Consider the following 2,469-nt stretch of genomic DNA (forward strand, 5'->3'; position numbering starts at 1 on the left):
GTAAAATCATTGATCAGAATACCCAGACACCATCCGTCCATGATAATATGGTGGTGGCTCCAGATAAACTCATAATATCCATTATCCAGCAATACAACATGTAAACGCATCTGCGTACATTCATTCAGCATAAAGCCACGGGAAATATCTTCACCCTTTATCTTTGCCAGTTCTTCTTCCGCATAACCAATACCTTTTCCCGAAAGATCACTATAGCTGAAATCAACACGCGCTTCCCTATGAACAAGCTGCAAAGGATGATCTCCATACTGGCTCGTGAAGGAGGTGCGAAGAATAGTATAACGGTTCAGTAAAAAGGAAAATGCAGATTCTACATGCGAAACATTAAGCCCCATACCCTTGATACGGTAGCTCGTCTGCATAAAATAAGTGCTCCCGGAAGGGTCTAAAAGCCAGTGGTAATATAACCCCTGCTGCATCGGTGACAGCTCATAGAGATCTTCTATATCATGCTCAGAGCTAACTGATTCTACCGTGCTAAAAGACAAACCCTTATACGTAAAATCAGATGGCGTCAATATCCTTTTATCCCACAACGCAGAACTCTCCGAAATCATATCTTCCAGGTGCGACTGATAAGAGGATAACAATCGAGAGATCGTGCTCTCATTATACACCTTATCAGAGTAACGGATATGGATGCTCATCTCTCCGTTTACAGTCATTCCGGAAACATCAAGTAAAATATCGGTAAGAAGATTCGCATCAGATACAGCAGAGCCAATGTCTTCTGAGGAATAACTCAGTACTGAGGAAGAAGAAGGCATTATTTCATTAAAATCCCCTAAGTAATTGAATAATATACTCGCTTTTGACCCGGAAGGAATCTCACCATTAAGGTAATGCAGAATTCCATAACCAATCCCTTTATGCGGAATGCGGCGTAAGCTTTCCTTCACCCGGACAATACTAGGTTCTCCTCCTTCATCAAGACCCGTTATATCAAGACTGAAGGGGTACACACTGGTAAACCAGCCTACCGTACGGCTTACATCAACACCCAGTCCCAAATCCTCCCGTCCGTGGCCCTCAAGCAGAACCTTGCTCTTGCCAACTCCCAGAACACTATCTAAAGACAGGGCAAGACACGTAAGCAGAATATCATTTATCTCAGCTCCGTAATGCTTACCGGCACGCGTCTGAACAGCACGGGTACTGTCCTCACTTAAGGTAAATCCTAAGCTTTGATCTAAAATATGTTTTCCGCCAACAGGATAATCCGTAGGAAACAGAGGATAAAATTCCGATTCCACAGATTCCCAGTAACCACGTTCATGCAATAACACAGGACTTACACTGTAAGATGATAAACAATCACCCCAGCGCTGGAAGGAGTCGGTCTTTTCAGGTAATGAATACAATCTCCCTTCAACACGGCAGGCATAAAGCTCTCCAAGGTCTTCAAGCAAGATACGCCACGAAACACCGTCAACAACCAAATGGTGAATCACCAGGATCAAACGGTCCCCATCACTCATCGAAACATGACAGGCATGAAGCAATACTCCAGAACTTATATCTATTCCACCCTGAAGAACTTCACCGATATCACGTAAACGATGCGCTTCTTCAATAGCAGTATCACTCCTGATATCAAAATAAGAAAAACGGTAACCCGATCCCTCAGAGCCTGCATTATACTGACTCCACTCTCCGGAAGATTCACGGTATACCATACGAAGTGCATCATGGTGGAAAACAAGATCCTTAAGACTCAGTTCCAGATCAGAACCCGAAAGTCTAGAGCTGCTCTTTAATATTACACTCTGGTTATAATGGTTCTTATCAACGATATCTGAACTCTCAAAAAAGTAACGCTGGATCGGAGTAAGAATACTCGCTCCATCAACAGCTGACTGGTCCACGGATACAACTGAACGAATCATATGCTTACTCAGATCATCCAGAACAGGATACTGAAGGATATGCTCAACCTTTAAGCTGTAACCATGCTGACGTAAACGCGATACAATCTGGATCGATTTGATAGAATCTCCGCCAAGGTTATAATAGTTATCACGGATACTTACAGGGCTGTGCTTTAAAACCTGTTCCCACACAAGGGATAGAACACGCTGTTCTTCATTCTCAGGAGAGACATATTCACTCCTGATAACATCTTCAAGACCAACCGATGGTAACCGCTGCCGGTCGATCTTACCGTTGACCGTTAATGGAATACTTTCAAGCGATACATAGAAAACAGGAACCATATACTGCGGAAGACGGCTCCCAAGGTAAGCAGAAAGTGACTCTTTATCTATAGCAATGCTGCTAACATAATACACAACAAGGCTCTTATCACCATCATGTTCCTTAACCTCGGTAACTGCATTTTTGATTGCTTCACTGTAAGAAAGTACATGACTGTCGATCTCACCCAGCTCAATACGGTGACCACGGATCTTTACCTGGTGGTCTATACGGCCCAAATATTCAATATTGCCG

Annotated in this window: 1 protein-coding gene; it reads right to left on the reverse strand. The window is 43.3% G+C overall.

Annotated elements, in window-relative coordinates; translation table 11 throughout:
* On the reverse strand, positions 1–2,469 hold a 2,469-nt coding region (locus tag CRS_RS24265; protein ID WP_228451346.1), incomplete at both ends, for a condensation domain-containing protein.

It is taken from the genome of Chryseobacterium sp. ON_d1 (assembly GCF_006829085.1).
GTDB lineage: Bacteria > Bacteroidota > Bacteroidia > Flavobacteriales > Weeksellaceae > Chryseobacterium.